The following is a 481-nucleotide window of genomic DNA, read 5'->3' as shown; positions in this document are numbered from 1 at the left end:
GCACCCTGATAAAATCTTAGCTTCGTTTTAGGTTTATTCTACCTTCGTCTTTTGTTCGTCATTCCTTCGTTCTTTGTTCTTTGTCCTGTCCTAAAAAAGGTTGTCATAATTAATAATTATTTTATTAGTAATATTTTTTTCATTAAGCTACCTTTTGAAAGTACACTTGATCAGGAGTTTTTAAGTTCAATGCATAATGAGGTCGTTTTTGATTATATGTATTTATAGCCGAACGTACCACACTAAGAGCTTGTTGTTCATTGTTAAAAGTCACATCTAAATTAAATTCTTGTTTAAGAATTCCATTTATACGCTCTGCGTGAGCATTTTCATAACAATGATTCTCCTGAGTCATACTAATTTGAATATTTTCTTTTTGTAATAACATTACATACTCTTTACAACAATATTGAACTCCCCTATCCGAATGATGTATTAAAGACTCAGACCTTTTCTTTCCTTTTAAAGCTTTCTTCAAAGC

Annotated in this window: 1 protein-coding gene; it reads right to left on the bottom strand. The window is 30.6% G+C overall.

Features of this window, described 5'->3' with window-relative positions:
- Positions 1 to 142: 142 nt before the first annotated feature.
- Positions 143 to 481: transposase (locus RCZ04_RS11845; RefSeq protein WP_460486244.1), on the bottom strand; the 339-nt coding region annotated here is incomplete at its 5' end.

The sequence above is a fragment of the Capnocytophaga sp. HP1101 genome (assembly GCF_054772415.1).
This window is presented reverse-complemented; position numbering and strand designations above follow the sequence as displayed.